The sequence below is a fragment of the Streptomyces sp. genome (assembly GCF_031178505.1).
Classification (GTDB): Bacteria; Actinomycetota; Actinomycetes; order Streptomycetales; family Streptomycetaceae; genus Streptomyces; species Streptomyces gulbargensis.
The window spans coordinates 1-3,970 of sequence record NZ_JAPSIW010000664.1 but is presented as its reverse complement, the minus strand read 5'-3'; the positions used below and the strand labels follow the sequence as shown (position 1 = coordinate 3,970).

2 protein-coding genes and 4 pseudogenes are annotated in these 3,970 nt (G+C 66.5%); 4 read left to right on the top strand and 2 right to left on the bottom strand.

Annotation, left to right across the window (positions count from 1 at the left end; all coding sequences use genetic code 11):
* A pseudogene (locus RIF68_RS30080) lies at window positions 1-547 on the top strand (transposase family protein); the annotation flags it as partial.
* A gap of 95 nt (window positions 548-642) precedes the next feature.
* Here RIF68_RS30080 and RIF68_RS30075 read toward each other — a convergent pair.
* A complete protein-coding gene (locus RIF68_RS30075; protein WP_079249808.1) occupies window positions 643-1,119 on the bottom strand; it encodes a hypothetical protein in 477 nt (158 codons plus the stop codon).
* 35 nt (window positions 1,120-1,154) lie between these two features.
* Here RIF68_RS30075 and RIF68_RS30070 point away from each other — a divergent pair.
* Window positions 1,155-1,920: pseudogene (locus RIF68_RS30070) on the top strand (transposase).
* Between the two features lie 193 nt (window positions 1,921-2,113).
* On the opposite strand, the gene RIF68_RS30065 reads toward RIF68_RS30070, so the two are convergent.
* On the bottom strand, window positions 2,114-2,803 hold the full coding sequence (locus RIF68_RS30065; RefSeq protein ID WP_309054434.1) for a transposase family protein: 690 nt from the start codon (window positions 2,801-2,803) through the stop codon (window positions 2,114-2,116).
* A 186-nt stretch (window positions 2,804-2,989) separates the two neighbouring features.
* Here RIF68_RS30065 and RIF68_RS30060 point away from each other — a divergent pair.
* Together RIF68_RS30060 and RIF68_RS30055 are read left to right on the top strand one after the other, a co-directional pair.
* Window positions 2,990-3,602: pseudogene (locus RIF68_RS30060) on the top strand (terminal protein).
* A gap of 135 nt (window positions 3,603-3,737) precedes the next feature.
* Window positions 3,738-3,970: pseudogene (locus tag RIF68_RS30055) on the top strand (hypothetical protein); the annotation flags it as partial.

Sequence of the window (3,970 nt, the reverse complement as noted above, 5' to 3'; positions counted from 1 at the left end):
GCGTCGACCGCTCCACCATCACCCGCGCGATCACAGAAGTGCGCGCCCTCCTGGCCGAGTGGGGGTGTGCGATCCCCGACCATCCCGGCTTGCGGCTGCGCACGCTGGCCGATGTGTTCGCCTATGCCTAGGCGGAGGAGATCGAACTGCGCCTGGATGCCACGGAGATCCAGGTTCGCAGGCCCCTGCCGGACGGGGAGGGTGACAGGCGTCGGGTCTCGGGGAAGGAATAGCAGAACACGATGAAGGCTACGGTCATCGCCGAGGGTCACGGCCGCACATTATGGGTCGGCCTTGCGACCTGGGCGGATGCATGATGCGACCGCCGCACGCAACGAAGGTGTCGGGGTCTGTTTCCAGCAGTTCCCTGACGTCAGGGCGCCGAGCCCGACACCGGCACTCCTCACAGCGCATCAGCGTCGAATACGCCCTCGCCGACCACAAGCGCTGGAAGCAACTGACCCGCTGGACCCACCGGCGAAATGTCCTGTCCGCCACCTACCGAGCCATCGCCAGCCTCGTCTCCGACCGCACCATCCCACCCTGACACCAACCACGACCAGGAAGAAGACGCCTCACCCGCTATCACGCACCAGCTCGTATGGACTGTCCCGTACAAGGTTTCCGGGGGACGGCGATGCGCTACCCCATGACCGCGCGAGCCGCGTCCAGAAACGCCAGCCGGTTGTCCTCCAGGTAGTCCCGCACGCTTTCACCGTCGGGCAAGCCTTCCCATACCGTCCGGTTGAGGTCGAGGAAGTACGCGCGGGCCGCGTCGTGCACCGGCAGAGGGAACTGGACGCGGATGAGCCGCTCCGCAACCCACAGTCTGTTCATGACGTCCCGGGTCGTGAGAAACCAGGCGTCGGTGTCCTCCCACTCGGAAGGCCGACTAAAGGCGGAACGTTCGGCCTCGGCCCCCACCTCGACGAACCGCTCCAGCAGCACCAGCCGTTCCCCGCGCCGGGCCTCCGACAAGGCGAGCTGCTGTCGTTGCTGTTCAGCGCGTTCCGCCGAGAGTTGAGTTCTATGCTGGACGAGGTAGGACAACGAGCCGCCGAGGACAACGCCGCCCAGCGATATGAGTGACACCCAGACCTGACCTGACATGACGGTCATCGTGCCATGCCGTCGATCTTTGAGACGATCTCGCTGTGGCTGGTGTGATCACGGCGTCCGAGCCGTCCTGGAAAACCCCGTTCACCGGGCTGGGCCCGCGGCAGTTCGGAAGGCTGGTGACAGTTCTGCGGCGCGAGGGTGCCGACGCGGTCCGCAAGGAACGGCCGTGGGGCCTGCCGTTGGAGGACCGGGCCCTGCTGATAGCCGCGTACCGGCGCACGACCTGACCATGCGCCAGCTCGCTCCGTTGTTCGGGGTGTCCAAGTCGGCGGCGGACCGGATCATCGACCACCTCGGGCCGATGCTTGCTCTCCAGCCCCGCAAGCGGTTCACCAATGGCACCGTGCTCATCGTGGACGGCACCCTGGTCCCCACCCGCGACCACTCCGTGGCCGAGCAGTCCAAGAACTACCGGTGCTCCACCAACCACCAGGTTGTCGCGACGCCGACACCCGCCTGGTCGTCGTAGTGGGCCGGCCGCTGCCCGGAAACCGCAACGACTGCAAGGCGTGGGAGGAATCCGGCGCCAAGGCCGCCGTCGGCAAGACCCTCACGATTGCCGACGGCGGTTACCCCGGCACCAGGCTCGCCCTGCCCCACCGCCGACGCAAGGGCAAAGACCTGCCCGACTGGAAACAAGAACACAACAAGTCTCACAAGCAGGTCCGTGCCCGCGTCGAGCACGTCTTCGCCCGCATGAGGACCTGGAAGATCCCCCGCGACTGCCGCCTCAAAGGCGACGGAATCCACCACGCCATGCTCGGCGTCGCCCGCATGCACAACCTCGCCCGCGCCGGATAGACAAGCGGACCCATCGCCACCGGCCCGGCCCGGTGACTTAAAGATCATTTACGGGACAGCCCTTACGAGCTCGTGCACGGTAAGCGGTGAGACGTCGAGGATGTCGGCGGGGCTCGATGATCACCTCTGCTGTGCCGATGTCAGGTCCGCGGTCTGCTGATGGGACAGCAGCCCTGCGACAGCCCGGACTGTGTCACTCATGTGCTCGCGGCGGCCGAGGTGACGGGTCAAGGAACGCCAGTTCTTCAGGTGGGCGATGCCGTGTTCGACCCGGATACGGCGTGAGGAGTGGGCTTTGCGCTGCCGTTCGTGCATCTCCTCGTATCCTCGTACCAATCGGGAGCGTCCTCTTGAACTTGTGGTGCGGTGGCGTGATCACCCGTCCGCCGGTCTGGGCGCCCAGGCCCTGGTAGCCGGCATCGGCGAGAACCTCCACAGCAGGTCCGTCGGCCAGGACCTTGACCAGCCCTGACGGGTGGGTGTGGGTGATGTCGGCACAGCTTCCGGGCCTGGTCGGGCTGCAGAACAGCAGCTGGCCGGCGCCGTCCGTGACGACCATGGTCTTGACCACGTTCTGCTTGGTCTTTCCGGAGATGAACTTGTCCCGGTCCTTACGCCCGGCGGCCGGCCGCCGGCCCCGGATCTCGGTGCCGTCGATGATCCCGGTCTTCCCGCTGGCACCAAGGTGGTCGACGACCTCGGCCAGGGTCCGCAACCGCACGCCTGGGCTGATGGTGCAACCGCGCTCGGCGAGCAGGGGCCGAGCCTCGTTGACGGCCCGGGTGACGGTGGAGCGGTCCACACCGAACCAGCAGGCCAGTACGTCATTTGTGGTCGCGTGCCGGAGATGCACGAGCGTCGGCAGGAGCCGGTCGACGAACACCAGCCGGTACTTTGCACCCGCGCCCACAGCTCGCTTCCGCGGCCTGGACGCAAGTCTGGCCTGGTGCCGCTCATGCCACAACGGACCCGGCCCGGACACGAGTTCAGCGATCACATCGGCCGACAGACCCGTCATCCTCCGGTCGCTGATAGTCGCTGCACGAGACACGTTCCCCACCACACGACCATGATCGACGATCAGGAGCGCGACGTCTCACCGCTTACCGTGCACGAGCTCGTTATGCGCCGCGGCAAGGTCCTGGATGCCCTGGCGCAGGCGGAGCGGAAGGATTCACCCGGCCCGCGCCGAAATCCGCGAAATCCCAGGTGAAATGCCTCTTCACGCGGGCGAAGGGGTCGGCCAAGGCCCTGGCGGAGCGCCTGGGCACGTCGACCGCACGATCGAGCGCTACCGCGCCGGGAAGCTGACGGCCCCGCAGAAGCGCCTGCGTGCCGCCTTGGTGGAGGAGACGGAACCCGAGTGGTATCCGCAGGACAGAGCACAGCCACGCGAACAGGCAGCCACCTCCAGCGGCATGATGGTGGACGTGACGGCCTACTTCGGGTTCACCGGGAAGGGCAGCTCGGACGACGGTCGCGAACGTCAGATCACCGCGGCGATCTCGCCCACCTACCCGAAGCAGATCCTCGAACTCCAGGAGGCCGGTGCGACGGAGGAGGAGCTGCATCCGCTCCTCGCGGAGGCCATCACCGAGTCGTATTTCACGGAATGGGGCACCCGCGCCGCTGGCCTGCGCGCGGATTTCACACACGTCCAGTCCATGGAGTTCCGGTTCTGACACGGCCGAATTCAGGACCTGCTAGAAACGTATCCCTGTCCCGTGGCACGTTAGTTGTTACATAGGCAGGCTTGTCGTCACCCTGCGTCCGATATTGCATCGCCCGCGGTGGTCGCCCGATGGCAGGCTGCCCGCATGGACCACGCGGAAGCACTGCTTATCGGAGGGCGAGCTGGTGTCGGCAAGACGACGGTGGGGTGGGAGGTCTCGGCGCTGCTGCGCTCCGCGGCCGTCGCTCACGCGATCATCGATGGTGACTTCATGGGGCAGGTGCATCCTGCACCAGAGGGAGACCCTCACCGCGCGGAGATCACCGAGAGCAATCTGACTGCCGTGTGGGCGAACTTCACCCAGCGTGGATACCGGCG